Consider the following 687-nt stretch of genomic DNA (forward strand, 5'->3'; position numbering starts at 1 on the left):
ATTATTGTAAAGATTATTACTTATGATAATATAGATTATCAAAAGAAATAGGGCACTTGGTACTGAATAATATGAAGGAGATAGAGGATAATCCTCAAGTTGAGCGTAATTCAGAAGCGCTCCCTGATTTATCGCCCCTTGTTGGTCAGGCAAGTGATCTTGCCAATCCTGTGGATATGTACCTGGCCGGTAAATCGCGACATACACAGCGGATGACCCGCAGTCACATGGATAGAGTGGCTAGATTGTTTGGGTACACTGACTATTTAAAAGCCCCTTGGGGTTCTTTACGTTACATCCATGTGCAGCAGGTAATGGACTACCTGCAGGAGCAGAAATATTCACCCAGTACGATCAATGCTACTTTGGCAGCCATACGAGGGACAGCGCAGACAGCCTTCAACCTGTATCGGATGGATGGGGATGATTTGGCTCGAATTCGTGCCATAAAGATGGTTCGGGGTTCCCGGCTGCCAACAGGACGCATGATTCCTCTTGGGGAAATCTCCAGCTTGGTTAATACTTGTATTGCTGACGAAAAAGCCAGTGGACCACGTGATGCTGCCATCATAGGGCTGCTGTATATCGCCGGCTTGAGGCGTGCAGAAGTGGTCTACCTGCAACGGAAAGACGTTGATATCAAGAACCAGGTACTGACCGTTATTGGAAAAGGTAACAAACAAAGAA

Annotated in this window: 1 protein-coding gene; it reads left to right on the forward strand. The window is 46.1% G+C overall.

Annotated elements, in window-relative coordinates:
• Positions 1-71: 71 nt before the first annotated feature.
• Positions 72-687: tyrosine-type recombinase/integrase (locus tag ACOCD2_RS24200; RefSeq protein WP_419589949.1), on the forward strand; the 616-nt coding region annotated here is incomplete at its 3' end.

Origin of the sequence: Thiolapillus sp. (assembly GCF_048562965.1) — a bacterium.
GTDB classification, from domain to species: Bacteria; Pseudomonadota; Gammaproteobacteria; order Chromatiales; family Chromatiaceae; genus Thiolapillus; species Thiolapillus brandeum_A.